The 15632-nt window shown below is 67.3% G+C and carries 13 protein-coding genes and 1 pseudogene; 5 read left to right on the top strand and 9 right to left on the bottom strand.

Annotated elements, in window-relative coordinates; genetic code table 11:
* Positions 1 to 4: 4 nt before the first annotated feature.
* From AWB66_RS02380 to AWB66_RS02370, 3 genes are all read right to left on the bottom strand, one after another.
* Entirely contained in the window at positions 5 to 1108 is a 1104-nt protein-coding gene (locus AWB66_RS02380) for a malate/lactate/ureidoglycolate dehydrogenase (RefSeq protein WP_087628634.1), read from the bottom strand.
* Positions 1109 to 1261: 153 nt separating this feature from the next.
* Positions 1262 to 2710 (bottom strand): M20 family metallopeptidase, encoded by a 1449-nt coding sequence (locus AWB66_RS02375; protein WP_087628633.1) that lies wholly within the window; start codon positions 2708 to 2710, stop codon positions 1262 to 1264.
* A gap of 92 nt (positions 2711 to 2802) precedes the next feature.
* Positions 2803 to 5274 carry a penicillin acylase family protein gene (locus AWB66_RS02370; RefSeq protein ID WP_087628632.1) on the bottom strand — a complete coding sequence of 824 codons (2472 nt, stop codon included), beginning with the start codon at positions 5272 to 5274 and terminating at the stop codon, positions 2803 to 2805.
* On the opposite strand from AWB66_RS02370, the gene AWB66_RS35065 reads away from it, so the two are divergent.
* Positions 5267 to 5689: an oxidoreductase-like domain-containing protein gene (locus AWB66_RS35065; protein WP_407642250.1), complete on the top strand. Its 423-nt coding sequence runs from the start codon at positions 5267 to 5269 to the stop codon at positions 5687 to 5689. The genes AWB66_RS02370 and AWB66_RS35065 overlap by 8 nt on opposite strands.
* A 70-nt stretch (positions 5690 to 5759) precedes the next feature.
* Positions 5760 to 6269 carry a DUF1993 domain-containing protein gene (locus tag AWB66_RS02360; protein ID WP_087628630.1) on the top strand — a complete coding sequence of 170 codons (510 nt, stop codon included), beginning with the start codon at positions 5760 to 5762 and terminating at the stop codon, positions 6267 to 6269.
* A gap of 42 nt (positions 6270 to 6311) precedes the next feature.
* Here AWB66_RS02360 and AWB66_RS02355 read toward each other — a convergent pair whose 3' ends face one another.
* Positions 6312 to 7580, bottom strand: a complete 1269-nt coding sequence (locus AWB66_RS02355; RefSeq protein ID WP_087628629.1) for a virulence factor family protein — start codon at positions 7578 to 7580, stop codon at positions 6312 to 6314.
* The gene (gene mprF / locus AWB66_RS02350) at positions 7577 to 10171 is read right to left on the bottom strand and encodes a bifunctional lysylphosphatidylglycerol flippase/synthetase MprF (protein ID WP_087628628.1); all 2595 of its coding nucleotides are present in this window, start codon (positions 10169 to 10171) and stop codon (positions 7577 to 7579) included. The genes AWB66_RS02355 and mprF overlap by 4 nt, the downstream gene beginning before the upstream one ends.
* A 445-nt stretch (positions 10172 to 10616) precedes the next feature.
* Here mprF and AWB66_RS02345 point away from each other — a divergent pair, with 445 nt between their 5' ends.
* The gene (locus AWB66_RS02345; protein ID WP_087628627.1) at positions 10617 to 10976 is read left to right on the top strand and encodes a hypothetical protein; all 360 of its coding nucleotides are present in this window, start codon (positions 10617 to 10619) and stop codon (positions 10974 to 10976) included.
* 25 nt (positions 10977 to 11001) lie between these two features.
* On the opposite strand, the gene AWB66_RS02340 is transcribed toward AWB66_RS02345, so the two are convergent.
* Complete coding sequence (locus AWB66_RS02340) at positions 11002 to 11478, bottom strand: hypothetical protein (protein WP_087628795.1); 477 nt, start codon at positions 11476 to 11478, stop codon at positions 11002 to 11004.
* Between the two features lie 162 nt (positions 11479 to 11640).
* Between AWB66_RS02340 and AWB66_RS02335 the strand changes: the two are divergent.
* A pseudogene (locus tag AWB66_RS02335) lies at positions 11641 to 11778 on the top strand (helix-turn-helix domain-containing protein); the annotation flags it as partial.
* 46 nt (positions 11779 to 11824) lie between these two features.
* Here AWB66_RS02335 and AWB66_RS02330 read toward each other — a convergent pair.
* A complete protein-coding gene (locus AWB66_RS02330) occupies positions 11825 to 13084 on the bottom strand; it encodes an NAD(P)/FAD-dependent oxidoreductase (protein ID WP_268811131.1) in 1260 nt (419 codons plus the stop codon).
* A gap of 106 nt (positions 13085 to 13190) precedes the next feature.
* On the opposite strand from AWB66_RS02330, the gene AWB66_RS02325 reads away from it, so the two are divergent.
* Positions 13191 to 13940 (top strand): class I SAM-dependent methyltransferase, encoded by a 750-nt coding sequence (locus AWB66_RS02325; RefSeq protein ID WP_087628626.1) that lies wholly within the window; start codon positions 13191 to 13193, stop codon positions 13938 to 13940.
* Positions 13941 to 13968: 28 nt separating this feature from the next.
* Here AWB66_RS02325 and AWB66_RS02320 read toward each other — a convergent pair whose 3' ends face one another.
* Positions 13969 to 14397 (bottom strand): hypothetical protein, encoded by a 429-nt coding sequence (locus AWB66_RS02320; protein WP_087628625.1) that lies wholly within the window; start codon positions 14395 to 14397, stop codon positions 13969 to 13971.
* Positions 14398 to 14399: 2 nt separating this feature from the next.
* Positions 14400 to 15623: a beta-ketoacyl-[acyl-carrier-protein] synthase family protein gene (locus tag AWB66_RS02315; protein WP_235020962.1), complete on the bottom strand. Its 1224-nt coding sequence runs from the start codon at positions 15621 to 15623 to the stop codon at positions 14400 to 14402.
* Positions 15624 to 15632: the final 9 nt, after the last annotated feature.

The following is a 15632-nucleotide window of genomic DNA, read 5'->3' as shown; positions in this document are numbered from 1 at the left end:
GCGTTTAACGCAGTTGCGCCGCGAACGCTTCGATTTCGTCGGCCGGCATGCCCGAGGTCCGGGCCGCGTCGCGAATCTGCTGCCACGTCGTCGGGTCGATCGGCAGGCCGCTGGCGCCGCGTTCCGCGCGACGCGCTTCTTCCGGCTCGCCCGGCGCGTAAATGCGCTCGACGCCTTCCTGCAACCGCGACGCCTTCACCCAGTCGACGAACGCGTCCGCTTCGGCCTGCGCGGCGGGGGCGTCGAAGGCGTTCGGGTCGAGAATCACCGATGTCATGCAGTTGATGATCGCGTTCGATGTCTCCAGCGTGCTTTCGCGCGTCGTGTAGCCGCCCGACAGCGCGCCGCCGAAAATCTCGCACATCGCGGCGAGCCCGAATCCCTTGTGCAGCCCGAACGGCAGCAGCGAGCCGAACGGCTCCTCGTGCATCACCTTTGGCTCGACGGTCGGCGTGCCGTCGTGTTCGATCAGATAGCCCGGCGCGACCTTCACGCCCTTGTTGTACGCGACGCGCGTCTTGCCGTACGCGATGCCGCTTGTCGCGAAATCGAGCACGAGCGGCGTCTTTCCTTCGCGCGGAAACGCCGCGCAGAACGGATTCGTGCCGAAGCGCCGGTCGATGCCGCCGAACGGCGCGACAAGCGGATCGCCCGCGACGTTCACGAAGTGAAACGACACGAGACCGGCCTTCGCGCACTGCTCGGCCCAGTGTCCGATGCGGCCGATGTGGTGCGCGTTGCGCAAGCCGACCGCGCACACGCCGAGCTTTTTCGCGCGCTCGATGCCGTGCTCCATCGCCTCGTAGGCGACGACCTGGCCGAAGCCCTTGACGCCGTCGATCGACAAGACGGCGCCCGCGTCGCGCAGGATGCGCGCGTGTTCGTTGAGTTTCAACTGGCCGTCCGCGAGCGACGCGACGTAGCGCGGGATCATGCCGACGCCGTGGGAATCGTGGCCTGACAGGTTCGCCATCACCAAATGGTCGGCGACGAGTTCCGCCTCGCGCGGCGCGCTGCCGGCACGTTCGAAAATCGCGCGGACGTAGGCGTGGAGGGCTTCGGCGGGAATGCGCAGTTCGGGCGCGGCGGACGTTTTGATGTCGTTCATTGCTGCTTTCGTCTCCTTTCGAGGGTTGAAATGCGCGCTTTTCGCGCTTCCCACACTCTACAGACGATCAACTGGCCTTACCACTTTGTCCGCGCGCGACGTCGAAAAAAAAAGCGCGCAGTCGATGCGCGCTTTCCTTGAAACGCCAAACGGTCAAGGCGACGACGCGATCACCTCGGCCACCGCCGCCGTCAGCTTCTTGCCGTACGGAACGTGCAGGAACTCGTTCGGCCCGTGCGCATTCGATTTCGGCCCGAGCACACCGCAGACCATGAACTGCGAGCGCGGAAAGCCTTCCTTCAGCGTGTTCATCAGCGGAATCGTGCCGCCCTGCCCGATATACGCGACGTCCGCGCCGAAGTGACGGCGCGACGCGTCGTTCAAAGCCGAGCCGAGCCACGGCGCGAGATCCGGCGCGCTCCAGCCGGTCGCGACGCCCTCCGCGGGCTTGAACGTGACCTTCGCGTTGTAAGGCGGCTCGAATTCGAGCAGCGCCTTCAGTTCCGCGAGGGCCTGCGTCGCCTCGACGAGCGGCGGCAGGCGCAGCGACAGCTTGAACGCCGTGCGCGGCGCGAGCACGTTGGCGGCGTCGGCGAGCGGCGGGAGGCCCGCCGCGCCCGTCACCGTGAGCGACGGACGCCACGTCGAATTGAGGAGCGCCTCTTGCGGATCGGTCGTGGTCGGCAGCACCTGGCCGCCGTCCTGGCCGCAACTCCACGGCAGCTTCTTCCAGACGTCGTCGCCGAGAATGTGCGCCGTGGCTTCCGCCTCGCGCAGACGTTGCAGCGGGATCGGACAATGGAAGCCCTTCGGCAGCAGGTTGCCGGTGCCCGCGTCTTCGAGACGCTCGAAAAGCTGGCGCATGATCCGGAACGTCGACGGCGCGATGCCGCCGTAGCCGCCCGAGTGAATGCCTTCGTCGAGCACCTGCACTTCGAGCGTCCCGGCCACCACGCCGCGCAGCGACGTCGTCAGCCAGAGCTGGTCGTAGTTTCCCGCGCCCGAATCGAGGCAGATCACGAGGCCGACGTCGCCCAGGCGGTCGCGCAACGCGTCGATGTAAGGCAGCAGATCGTAGCTGCCCGATTCCTCGCACGTCTCGATGATGCCGACGCAGCGCGGCCGCTCGATGCCTTGCGCGTCGAGTGCGGCGATCGCGGTGATGCTCGCGTAGGTGGCGTAGCCGTCGTCGGCGCCGCCGCGGCCGTAGAGCTTGCCGTCTTCGAGCTTCGGCGTCCACGGACCGAGGTCGCGCCGCCAGCCTTCGAATTCCGGCTGCTTGTCGAGATGGCCGTACAGCACGATCGTTTCCGTGCTGCCCGAGCGGGTGGCAGGCGCTTCGAAGAAAATCACCGGCGTGCGGCCTTCGAGGCGCACGATCTCGACTTTCAGGCCCGTCACGCGCTGCTGTTCGACCCACTGCACGGCGTCCGTCACGACGCGCTCGAGGAAGCCGTGGCGCGCCCAGTCGGCATCGAACATCGGGCTTTTGGCGGGGATCGCGATGTAGTCGGTCAGCGCGGGAACGATCTCGTCGTTCCATTTGCGCTCGACGAAGGCGGTCAATGCGGTGCGGTCGAGCTGCGTGTCATCGGAAATCATGACGGTAGTTCCATCCGGATAAAGCTCAATGATAGACGCGTTTGTGGCCTTTTCGGCGCGAGTTTCGCCGCGCCGTGCCCGTTTTCCGGCGTTTACTGCGGCACGCGCCTCGGTCCGACCGCGCGCACGACCGGCTCCGGACGGCGCTCTCCCGTGAGCGTCGTGCGCTCGATGGCCGGATCGGCGTCGATGGCCTGATCGGTGAACGGGAAGCGCTGCCACGTCTTGGACGAAAAAAGCCGCGTGCCGTCGCCGGAATGCGGCGAGGCGGGATCGTCGGATTCGGCGTGCGCGAGCATCGTGTCGGCCTCCACGCCCTGCTGCCCGAACGACACCACTTGTAAATAACTGTCGCCGTGGCCGTTGAAGTCCATCGGATAGCCGCGCGCGTCGAGCGGCCGGCGCGCGCAGACGACCGTGAAATAGCCCGCTTCGTCGCACCCGCCGTAGAGCGGCACGCGCGCGCCGTTGCGCGTCGAATAGAGGATGTCGCCGCGCCGCGAATTCAGCGCGAAACCGTTGAGCTTGAGCGCGAGCACCGCGCCGCCGAGCGCCTGCTTCAGATCCTGCACGACCGCCGGATTCGACGTGTTGAAGCCGCCGGGCGTCGCGAGCGGCGCGGCCGGGTCGAACCCGTTCGCGTAAAGACGCTCGGGCGCGATGCGCGTCACGCGCACCCAGAATTCGTCCCACAGGTTGGCGCCGCGCGCGTCGATGTTCGCGGTGCCGTCCCAGGCGCGCAGCACGTCGCAGGCTTCGCGCAGAGTGTTGGCCGGATCGCCGAAATTGCAGGCGGCGTCGAGCAGCGGCTTGCGAAAGAGGCGCTCTGACAGCGAGCCGCTTTCCAGCACCGCCGACTTCAGCGCGTCGCGCGTGACGCCGCCCGATTCGCGCTGAAGCTGGGCGGCGAGCAGATGCCCGTAGCGCGTGCGCAGCGACTGCTGCGTGCCGGTTGCGCCCGCGATGCGCGGATAGCCTGTCATCGGCGCGTTCGCGTTGGTGAGCCAGTAGCTGTCGTTGAAATTGCCGACGTAGTCGCCGCGCGCGATGCTCGGCATCTGCTCGACGGGCAGCGAATCCGCCTGCACCGCCGACGCGTCCGCGCGCCACATGCACGCGCTCTTCGAGCCGTCGAGGAACGGCACGCCCGGCACGCGGCCGCTGAAGGCGCGGCCGGCGGGCGTCGTGCAGGCGTCGGCGAGGGAATCCGGCACGTTCGGCATCGGGCCGATGTCGGCGAACCAGACGCGCGCGTCGCCCCGGCCGATCGCGAACGTGTTCACCCACGGCATCGCGGCGAAGCGCTTCTGGATCGCGATGAAATCGTTCAGCGAGCGCGCCTGGTTCCACGCGAAGAAGTTGAGGAACGCGCGGTCGTTGTCGGTGTTGACGTCGCGCAGTGCGTAGGCGCGCTGCGCGGTCCAGCCGAGCCCCGGCGCGAGCGGCGACAGGTCCACCACCGGCCCGAAGCGCGTGCGGTAGAGCGTGCGGGTGACGGTTTCGGACGAGCCGTCCGGGCGGCGCGACTGCACGGTGATCGGCACGGCTGTCATCGGCTCGGGGCGGCCGTCGTAGACGTAGCGCGTCGGATCGGCCGGGTCGAGCGTCAGCTGGAAGATGCCGAAGCGGCGCGCGCTGGAGACGGTGTGCGTCCACGCGACGTTGTCGTTGAAGCCGAGCACGATCACCGGCACGCCGAGAAACGACACGCCCGCGACGTTCACCACGCCCGGAATCGTCAGCTGCGCCTGATAGAAGCGGTCCGGCCCGCGCCAGAACCAGTGCGGGTTGCCGAAGAGAAGGCTCTGGTCGTCGTGCGTGATGGGCGCACCGAACGCGAGCGCGTTGCTGCCAATGCCGGGCGTCGTGCCGACGTCGAAGCGCGACGGGTCGTCGTCGAGGGCCGTCTGCTGCGTGGCTTCGTCCTCGCCCGGCGCGGCGGCCGACGACGCGCGCGGCGGCCGCGCATTGGCGATCTGCTGCACGAAGCGCGTCGCGCCGCCGCCGAGATTCGCCGCGATCAGGCGCTGATAGACGTCGGCGGACGTGATCCGCCCGACCCACGGCTTGCCTTTGCAGGCGGCGTGCGCGCTGGGGAACCGGCCGGCGTCGAGGTCGCCCAGATAGCGGTTGTAGCCCGCGGCGAACCCTTCGATCAGGCTTTGCAGCGTCGCCGGCTGCGCCGAGCGGTAGCGCTCGACGGCGGCGGCGTCGTCGACGAGTCGGAAGAAGAAGTCCGCGTCCAGGTTGCGCGGCTGGCCGAAGCTCGCGCCCGAAGGCGGCCGCGCGTCGGGGCCGAACCAGGCGGAGCGCTCGCCGCGATAGGTGACGAAGGCATCGGCGAGCGTGCACAGGTTGTCCTGCGCCTGCGCGTAACCGTAGCCATAACCGAGGCTGCCCCAGTCCGCGGCCTTGATGTGCGGCACGCCCGCCTGCGTGCGGCGGATTTCGGCGCTGTAGGGCGCGTCGGGCGCACCGGACAGATTCGGCTGGGGCTGGACGCACCCGGCCAGCACGATACCCGCGAGCACCGTGGCGGCGGCGAACCTGGCGGTCTTGTTCATCGAAGGAACCTTTAATTCGTTCGAGATGCGGCTCGCCCGGCTTGACGCCATCGTGCGCGGCGAGCAGGAAATGACTCGTGGCGGGCCTCTCCCGCGTGATTCGTCCGCCACGGCTCGTGACTGCTGCGGGAAGTATGCCATCGGGCGAATCGTCGGGCGCCGCCAAAACCTAGCCGCCGGAGTCCGCGCGCGGCGATCGGGGCGATCGGGGCACAATGGCGGGTCGTCTTTCACTTTCGGAAAAATGCCCGACGCCCCGGACCCCGATCCCCGCCCAGTTCCGCCCGAGCGCCCCGCGCCCGACGAGTGCTGCCAGAGCGGCTGCGATCCGTGCGTGTTCGATCTGTACGAGGACGCGCTCGATCGCTACGAAGCGGCGCTGAAGGCATGGGAAGACCGCCGCGCGAAGCGGTGAGGCCGCGTGTGGGCAGCAAAAGGGGCGAAGCGCTATGCTTGACACCCCTTGTCAAACGACGGAGACATTCATGTCCCTGACGATGTATCGCGCATCGATTCCCGTGTTCGTTCGCGGCCTTACCGTGCTCTCTTCGCTGCTGGAAAAGGCGGTCGCGTTCGCCGATGAAAAGAACATCGCGCACGCCGACATCATCGGCGCCCGGCTCGCGCCGGACATGCTCGCCTTCGCCGCGCAGATCCAGCGCGCGAGCGACACGGCGAAGCTCTCGGCGCAGCGGCTCGCGGGCGGCGAGGCGCCGAAGTTCGAGGACAACGAGGAAACTTTCGCGGACTTGCAGGAACGCATCGCGAAGACGGTCGCGTATCTGAAGAGCATCGACGCGAAGCAGTTGGACGACGCCGAAACGCGCACGATCACGCTCAAGTTCAAGGACTTCGAGCCGAGCTTCAACGGCGTGGATTATCTGTTCGGCTTCGGGCTGCCGAACTTTCAGTTTCACGTCGTGACGGCCTACGACATCCTGCGCCATCTCGGCGTGCCGATCGGCAAGCGCGACTATCTCGGCCCGCTCAAGTAAGCCCCGGATCGCGGATGGCGGCGAACCCGGAGCCTGTGCGCTTCAGACCCCGCCGCGCACCGCGATCTGTTTCTGCCAGCCGCCGAGGATGCGCTTTGCCAGCGCGTCGTAGTCGCCGCCAAAGTGGTGGTCGCCCGGCGTTTTGATCACGTCGATGCCCGTCTTCGTCAGCTTCGGGCACAGCGTGTCCTCTTCCTTCTCGCCGTAGATGCACTGGACCATCGCGGGCGGCAGCTTGGCGAGTTCGCCCTTCACGGGCAGCGCCTTGTCGCTCGCCGGCATGCCGAGCCAGCCCGTCACGCGAATCTGGAAATCGGCGGACGGCGCGAAGCCCATCAGCGAAACGTACGACACCTTCGCGCGCATCGCGTCGGGCAGACGGTTGTAGGCGAACGGCATGACGTCCGCGCCGAACGAATAGCCGATCAGCGCGACGTGATTCGTGTGCCAGCGCGCGCCGTAAGTCTGGATGACGCGCGCGAGGTCCTGCGCGGTCTGCTGCGGCGACTTCTCGCTCCAGAAATAGCGCAGCGAATCGATGCCGATCACCGAGACGCCGTCCTTTTGCAACGCTTCGGCGATCGTCTTGTCGAGATCGCGCCAGCCGCCGTCGCCGGAAATCACGATCGCGAGCATGTCGGTCGGGCGCGCCGCGCGCAGTTCGATCAGCGGCAGGTCGGACACGTCTTCCTCGTGCTCGGCCTGCGCCTTCAGATGTGGCGCCGTCATCGCGGTGAGCGCGTCGGCCTTGTTGCGGCCCGGCTGCATCCCGCCGCGCTCGACGAAGCCCGGCAGGCCCCTGCCGTGCGTGATCGTCGGGTCGGGCGGACACAGCGAAAAGCGCGCGTCGAGCTGCTTGTCGGCGTCCAGCGAAACGGCGCCCGCGACCGTGTTTTCCGGCGCCTGCGCCAGAATGCGCTCGGCGAGAATGGCGCCCTGCCCCGTGCCCGCGACGATCGGCGCGAAATAGCGGCTCGTCTGCACGCCGCGTTCAAGCTGATGGCTCACGGCTTCCGCATCGCCGACGAGGTTATGGCAGCTTTCCTTCTCCGCCGGCGAGTGCAGGCGCGCGGCGTAATGCTCCGTGTCCACGCCGACGACCATCGCGCCGTTCTTCGCGAGCGCGTCGGCGGCTTGCTGGTCGGCGGGGCTCCAGCCGCTCTTCTCCGAAAACAGCACGACGAAGCCGCGCATGTCGCCGACGGGTTTCGTCAGCGTGACCTGGCCGTAACGGCCGCCGGGGATCGTGCCCGCGTGGGCGGTGGACAACAGCGCGAGCGAAAGCGCCGCGGCTTTGAAGAACGATTTCATGAACGCCAGCCTCCGGCCAGCAGGGAAAGATCAGCCAACGTGAAAAACACTCCGACCGAACCGGACGCCGCGAGATAACGCGGTTCCCAGCGCGGCTGGAACTTGCTCTTGAATCCGCGCAGGCCGCGGAAATTGTAGAAACGGCCGCCGAACCGCCAGACCAGCCCGGCGAGCCGGTGCCAGTACGACGCGAGCGGCGTCGGCTGCATGCCGGACAAGGGCGCGATGCCAAGCGACAGCGACTTGAACCCCGCCTGCTTCAGATGCAGCGCGAGCTTGGTGAAGAGATATTCCATCGCGTAGGGCGACGCGCTCGGCAAATGCCGCATCACGCCGACGGTCGCCTCGGTGTTCAGGTCGGTCGTCATGAAGGTGACGAACGCGACCGGCACGCCCGCCTGGCGCACGAGCAACACGGACTGCGCGGCCAGATACGCCTCGTTGAACGCCGCGACCGAAAAGCTCTTCTCGCGCGCGAGACGGCTTTCGAGCCAGGCGTCGGAGATTTCGCGCAGCATCGCCACGCTTTCCGGCACCTGCGGCGGCTCGATCACTTCGACGTCGAAACCGTCGCGCTCGCCGCGCTTCAACGCATAGCGCAGATGCGCGCGGTGCGAGCCCTTCAGGTCGAAGTCGTCGAGCACGACGTGCGCTTCCTCGCCGAGCTTCATCAGCGTGAGGCCGGCGTCGAGGTAGAGCGGCAGGGCGTCGGCGCGCACCTGGTAAAACGCGGCGCGGCCGTTGTGCGAATGCGCCAGTTCGACGAACTTGCGGATCAGTTCCGCCCATTCACGGCGCGGGCCGACCGGATCGTGCAGCGCGGCCCACGTGCGGCCGTGCTTCGCGTACATCAGGAACGCCTCGCGCGATTCGGAAAACAGGAAGCTCTTGTCGCCCATCATCGCGAGGCCGGCGTCGCTGCGCTCCTGCGCGCGGAAGATGCGCGCGGCGTCCGCCAGATCCTGCGGCGCCGGCTTGACGAAGCGGCCGGCGGCCGGACGCAGCAGTTGCCACATCGCGAACACGGCCGCGAAGAGCACGGCGGCGAGCGTCGCGCGCAGCGCGCGCGGGGCGCGGTGATCGAACGCGAACTGCCACCAGAGGTCGCCGCTATATTGAACATCGCGGAATGCGAAGAACATGATCCACACCGCGAGCACCATCACGACGCCCACCGACGCGAGCCAGGTCGCCGTGAAACGCTCGGCGAACAGCGACGAGCGGCGATTGAAGCGATCGCGCGTCGCGAGCAGGAGGACGATCAGGAAACCGAGCACGCCGGCCTCGATGAACGCCAGGCCCTTCGCCAGCGAAAGCGCCAGATTCGCGAGCGCGAGCATCAGCGCGAGCCACCACGCGGCGTCGAGACGCCGCAACAGACCGCGCGCGACGAACAGCAGCAGCACGCCGAGCACGCTGCCGAGCAGTTGCGAGCCTTCGAGCACCCAAAGCGGCAGGATGGCCTGGAGCGTCGCGATGCGCTTCGCGAACGCGGGCGTCGCGCCGGAAATGACGAGCATCGAGCCCGCCACGAACGTGACGATGGAGAGGAACAGCGGCGCGAGTTGCGACACGTGGCCCGGGCGCAGGAACGCGAAGCGGCCCTTGAGCGCGCGGCCTTCGAACGCGGCCATCACGCCGGCGGAGAGGATCAGCGGCACGCCGAAATAGATCGCGCGGTACGCGAGCAGCGCCGCGACCATTTCCGGCGTTTGCACGCTGCCGCCGAGCGCGAACACCATCGACGCCTCGAACACGCCGACGCCGCCCGGCGTATGGCCGATCATCCCGAGCAGCATCGCGGCGGAATAGACGGTGAGGAAATCGCCGAAACCGACTTGCGCGTGCGGCAGCAGCGCCCACAGCGCAAGACCGGCGGCGATGACGTCGACGACCGCGAGCGCGATCTGCGCGACGAAATCGCGGCGCGCCGGCACGGTGAAACGCAGCCACGTCCAGCGCGAACTCAGCGTGCGCGGCGTTTTCCCGCAGCATGCGACGAGCGCCGCCATCGCGAGGACGAGCGCCGCGCCGGTCGCGCGAAGCGTCGCGGGCGACAGCGGCATCATGCGCGCGAGGGTGTCGGCGGACACGACCATGCCGGCCGCCGCCATCAGGACGAGCGAGAGCGCGAGCGTGACACTGGTGAACACCGTCAGCCGCCCGACCTGCGCCGGCGTCACGTCCGCCGCGCCGTAGACGCGGCAGCGCACCGCGCCGCCCGTCAGCGCGCCGAAGCCGGTCGCGTTGCCGAGCGCCGAGCCGACCGTCGCGCCGACCCACAGGAGCGAGCGCGGCACCGTCGCGCCAATATGCCGCAGCCCGACGGCATCGCGGCCGATCAGCGCGACGAAGCTGAGCGCGGTCGCGCCGAGCGCGGCGCCCCAGGCATCGAGCGGAAGATGGCGCAACTGCCGCATCACCGATTTGTAGTCGACGGCCTGCGACAGATGCTGGAACACGGCGAGAAGCAATGCGCACACGACGACCGTCACGAGCGGCGCAGCGAAACGCTGCACGCCACGTGCTTTGGACCATCGACTCAGTGTCGCGGTCACGCGGGCGGGATCGACCAACTTTCTGCGAGACATGCGTTCAACCAGACTTGCAGAGCAGCCGCAGCGTGGCCCGGAAGTCGGGACTGGTGCGGCAACTCAGATTTATTGTGGGCGTCAGCGCTTTACCGGCCGTTGTTCGCGGCGGATCGCTGCGCAATAAGAAACGCCTGTATAACGGCGTTCGTTGACCTGACTTAAGCAAATGGTAAGAAAGGCGGCCGGGGCCGGATGTCGGAATTGGACGAATTATCGAACTTTGATGAAATTTCGTCGGATTTCGCCGGCATTTCCGAGCTTTTCGTGCCAATCGGGCGCATCGGAGCCGCCGACGCCCCCGACAGGCGACCCGCGATCATACGCGATGACCCTAGCAGCCGGCTTTGCGGTTCGCCCGGCGAGCAGTTAGGATCGGGACGTCGATTCGCCTCGAACCGCGGCGGCGCTTACGCGCGGCCCCTACCTGGAAACCACTGAACGCATGAACTTTCCCGCTCTCGCATCGACTGCCGCCGCTTTCGCGCTCGTCCTTTCCGGCTGCGCCGCCTCGATGGACGACAGCAATCTGATGAAAAACGTGCCGGTCGGCGCTGGGACGTCGCATCTCGACATTTATCCGTTCGTCGAATGCGTGAAGGCGAAATGGACGCCGCAGGCGGGCCGCCTCCGCCAGTATTCGCCCGATGCCGACGGCCAGGTCCTCGCCGTGCGCGGCGCGACGAGCGGAGACTCGGTGCTGCTTTACGCGCAGCCTTCGGCGGCGGGCACGACCGGCTACACGATCTACGGCGACGTGGCAGCGGCGAGCCGCTACGTCGCGGCCGCCCACACCTGCGACTGAGCGGCGTTCCGGGTGGTTCCGGGCGTCAGGAAGCGACCTTGCCGCCGTGCAGATCGACGCTCGCCTGATGCGTCCCGACGATGCGCCCGATCAGATACCCATCCGCCGCGCACGCGTTCGTGCGCTCGTTGCCGTTCCACTGGATCTTGTACTGATCCTCGTGCGACTGGAGGCTCGACGCGTCGAATTTGCGCTTTGGCGGCGTCTTCGCGCCGGAATCGCGCGCCTGCTCCATGATCAGACGGTTCCAGGTCAGCGCGTAGCCGTAGCGCACGCCATCGGCGAAAGCGTCGCTGTCGCAGACCTGCGACGGCGGCACGAGCTTGAGCGTCACGTGATAGCCGCCCGAGCCGCCGACCACGATGCGCGTTTCGCCGGGCGGCCCCGCCGGCACGGGCGGGCCGACCAGCGTCGTGGTTGCGGAGGCGGCGTTGGGCGCTGCCGCCGGGGCGCTGCCGTCGGCATTCGGGGGAAGTGGCGCGCACGCGCTCAATACGACCATCGCCGCGCCAAACACTGTCAAACGTCGGAAGAAAATCACCCTGCGGTTTCCATCTCAAAATAATCCGACCACTACCTTAACATTTCAGACGAATCCCGATTTTTTGGAAACTCGACGAGATCGTTCGGATCGGCGACGGTTATTGCATCGAGAAGAAAGGAACGCTTGAGCGAAGGTCAGGCCGTCACCCGCGTTGCGCTTGATCTGGGGTACGCAAGCCCCAGCGCGTTCGCATCGGCATTTCGTCGCGTTCTCGGGGAAACGCCAAGCGGGTATCTGGAGGTTCGCCGAACGCCATGAAAGAACGGCGCTCGATACCCACTTGATTGCGGACGATGCTCGCGCATCAACCGTTCGTCTTGCAGACCTCGTAAAGCGCGTCGAGCCGACGCGCCGCGTCCCTGACGAACGGATTCGTCTCGTCCCATGCGTATCCCGCGAGCACGGCGCTGACCATGCGCCGGATCTGCGGCGTCTGCTCCGGATAGAACAGGATCGCCTGCAACTCGCCCGAGTACCACCGCTCGACGAACGCGCGAAACACGTCGATTCCGCGACGCAGTTCATCGTCGTACTGGACTTGCCAATCCACCGTCTCGCCCGACAGTTGCCGCACGAGCACGCGAGCGGCGAGATGCGCGGATCGCAGCGCGATCGTCACACCCGACGAAAACACCGGATCGAGAAACTCCCCCGCGTTGCCGAGCAGCGCATAACCGGGCCCATGCAAGCGCTCGACGTTGGCCGAGTAACCGCCGATCGTTCGTACCGGCATCAGGAAAGGCGCGTCGCCGAACCACGCGCCAAGCGTCGGCTCCTGCCGGATCAGCGAACGCAGCCGGCTCTCGCGCTCGTCTTCCGCGCATTGCAGGAAATCGCCTTCGGCCACGCATCCGACCGATGCGCGTCCGCCCGCGAGCGGGATCATCCAGTACCAGACGTCGCCGTGTTCGGGATGCACCACCACGCTGATCTTCTCGCGATCGATCGCGCAGAGCGGCATGTCGTCGCGCACATGCGTGAAGAGCGCGGCGCGCGTCGGCAAGCCGGTCGGCGTTTCGAGGTTCAGAAGGCGCGGCAGAACGCGCCCGAAGCCGCTCGCATCGAGCACGAAGCGCGCTTGCAGGCGATACGGCGTGCCGTTTTCATCGGTGACGTCGAGCGCCGGACGCTCGCCCGTTTCGATCGCGTGCACGGTGTGGCCGAAGCGGACGTCGGCGCCCTGCGCCGCCGCGCAGCGGATCAGCAGATCGTCGAACGTCGCGCGTTCCACCTGATAGGTCGTGCCCCATCCCGGCGAATGTTTGTCGCGGAAATCGTAGGCCGACGTTTCGTCGCGCCGCACGAACCGCGCGCCGTTCTTGTACTGGAAGCCGGCTTCGACGACCGCCCGCAACATGCCCGCCTCTTCGAGATACGCCATGCTCTGCGGCAGCAGGCTCTCGCCGATGGAAAAGCGCGGGAATTGCTGCCGCTCCAGCACGCGCACGGAGCGGCCGGCCTTGCGCAGCATCGCTGCCGCAACCGCGCCCGAAGGTCCCGCGCCGATGATGGCGACGTCCACGTCAACGTCGACGTTCCGATGATCCAGCGTACTCGTATTCAATTTGACCTCTTTCAATGCACGGGTGATGTAACGCTGTCGCGGCACGAGTGCCAACACCTACAATGGCGCATTGCTTAACCACGCACCCCGCCGACGGAGCCAAGACGTGTCGCCATCCGAAATTCATCGCGTTCCCTTCGTGCCCGAGACGGCGTTCGGCATCTGGTTCCTGCGCACGCATACCTGGGAGCATCACGTCCTTCGCGTGGCGATCAACGACCTCACGCGGCTCATCGGCGACCGGCGTCCGGTATCGCCCGTCATCGTCGATGTCGGCTGCGGACAGGGCAAATCGTTCCGGCTCCTCGCCGATGCGTTCAAGCCGGCGCGCATCGTGGGCGTCGATTACCACGAGCCGTCGCTGCGCGTCGCGGCGCAAGCGGCCGACGCCTGCCGCGCGCAAAGCGGCGCGCGCTGCGAGATCGAACTGCTGCATGGCGACTGCGCGAAGCTGCCGTTGCCCGACGCGAGCGCCGACATCGTGTTCTGCCACCAGACGTTCCACCACCTCGTCGATCAGGCGAACGCGCTTGCGGAATTCCGGCGCGTGCTGAAGCCGGGCGGCGTGCTGCTGTTCGCGGAATCGACGGATGCCTACATCAAGTCGTGGGTCATCCGCCTGTTGTTCCGCCATCCGATGCAGGTGCAAAAAAGCGCCGGCGCCTATCTGGACATGATCCGCGCCGCCGGCTTCGCGTTCGAGCCGCGCAACGTCTCGCTTCCCTATCTCTGGTGGAGCCGCGCAGCCGATTTCGGCCTTTTCGAGCGGCTCGGGCTGCATCGCCCGAAGCCCGGCAAGCGGCGTGAGACGCTCGTCAACGTGGCGGCCATCAGGCAAGCCGACGACGAGCGTTAAGCAACGCGGCGCGGCGAAGCGCGTCGCGTCAGCGAGCGCCGATCACGACCAGATCGCCGGCCACTTTCAGCGATGCGGCACTCGGGCTCACGCCGCACGCGAAGTCCGTGGCCATCTCCGGATCGTTCGCGTGGAACGACGTCCGTATGTTGACGACCGCGTTCGCGTTGCGGTCCTGCGCGTTCACTCGCAGCTTCTGCAGCCCTTCCGCGAACGCGCGTCTGCATGCGGTCGCGCTGTCGTCCGTGTTGCGCGCGATGCGCACGGAATGCTCCACGCGCCCGATCACCTTCACGACAGCCGGATGCGCTTGCGACTTCAGATAGAGCGCGACCTTCGCGTCCGGCATCGTCGCCTGGTCTGCGACCGGCTGGGCCGGCAGCGACATGAAGCTCGTCCCGCAGCCGCTCAGCGCGACGGTTGCCGCCAGCATGCTCACCCAGTATGTGCTTCTCATCGTTATTCCTTGTTGTGTAGAAAAGTTTTTGGTTCGGCTTGCGCCCAGGCTTCGAACATGAGGCTCGCGCAACTTCCGCCGAAGCCGAACGACACCGACATGGCGCGGCGAATCCGCGTCGCCCGCGACGCCGTGACCAGCGGAAGTCCGCTTATACAGACATCCGGCGCGTCGATATCGCCCGTTCCGGCGATGAACCCATCGCGCATCATGAGAAGCGTGTAGATCGCTTCGTGCGCGCCGCACGCGCCCAGCGGATGCCCGGTCCAGCGCTTGGTCGCGGAGAACGGCGGGACGAGCGCGCCGAACACGTCGGTCATCGCGTGCGCTTCCTCGCGGTCGCCGCTCACGGTCGATGGCGCATGCACGTTGACGTAGTCGGGATACGCGCCCGCGTCATCGAGCGACGCGCGCATCGCCCGTGCGATTCCCGGCGCGCTCGGCGAGATCATGCCCGCGCCGTCGGTGCAATGTCCGAAGCCGGTCAGTTCCGCGTGAATGCGCGCACCGCGCGCGAGCGCATGATCGAGCGATTCGAGCACCAGCACGCCGCCGCCGGACGCGATCACGAAGCCGTCGCGCGCGGTGTCGTAGGGACGCGACGCGCGCTCCGGCGTGTCGTTGAAACGCCGCGACAACGCGCCCATCGCGTCGAACATCAGCGTCATGTTGTCGTGCAGCGCCTCGCTGCCGCCCGCGAGCACGATGTCCTGCCGGCCGCTCTCGATCAGTTGCATCGCCTGGCCGATCGCAAGCGCGGACGTCGTGCACGCGGACGAAGGCGAATAGCTCGCGCCTTCGATGCCGAACAGTTGCGCGACGCTCGCGGACGCGGTGCTGCTCATCGCCTGTGGCACCGTGTACGGCGGCACCCTGTCGATGCCGCGCGCGTTGGCCGTCTTCATCGCGGCGTCATAGGCGGCCATCGCGCCGATGCCCGAGCCGATCACCGCCCCGGCGCGCGGCGAGCGCAACGCATGCGGATCGAGGCCGGCGTCTTCCACTGCCTTGCGCGCCGCATGACACGCAAAGCGCGCGGTGTCGCCCATGAAACGCTCGATCTTTCGATCGAACGGCGCTTCGTCGCCCACCGAGGCGACGCCCGCCACCTGGCTCGCGAAGCCGCGCTCGCGCCATGCTTGAACGCGCGTGATCCCCGAGCGTCCGGCGCGCAAACGCGACGACACATCGTCGAGCGAATTGCCGAGACACGACACGATGCCCATGCCGGTCAC

The organism is Caballeronia telluris, from assembly GCF_001544495.1.
Taxonomy (GTDB): domain Bacteria; phylum Pseudomonadota; class Gammaproteobacteria; order Burkholderiales; family Burkholderiaceae; genus Caballeronia; species Caballeronia telluris.
The sequence above is the reverse complement of the archived record's forward strand: the minus strand, read 5'-3'. Positions and strand labels throughout refer to the sequence as shown.